This window comes from Streptococcus sp. HMSC070B10, assembly GCF_001808665.1.
GTDB lineage: Bacteria > Bacillota > Bacilli > Lactobacillales > Streptococcaceae > Streptococcus.
The window spans coordinates 1-308 of sequence record NZ_KV794184.1; the positions used below are offsets into that span (position 1 = coordinate 1).

Genomic DNA, 308 nt, shown 5'->3' on the forward strand with positions numbered 1-308 from the left:
TTTTAGCACCTCTGATAGTACTAACAAGCGCTATTTAGGTACGCTAACGGATTTCACTGAGGCAGATAGTCAGGATCCTGGAAGTTATAAGTGGACAGCTTTATTTGGGACGACAGAGCAATCAGGTAACCTTTTACTTGACTCAAATACTGGATGGAGAAATAAACATCAGCAAGACTTCGTCTTGGCTGAACCCTTAAAATCTGGTAAGCAGTACACTTTAAGTGCTAAATGGTGGAGGAGTGATAACAGTACACTTATTTTTGGAATTCGTGAAAATCCTAGCGATAATTGGCAGTGGATAAAGC

1 pseudogene is annotated in these 308 nt (G+C 40.3%); it reads left to right on the forward strand.

From position 1 onward, the window contains the following. Positions 1-308, forward strand: a pseudogene (locus HMPREF2613_RS11650) (hypothetical protein); the annotation flags it as partial.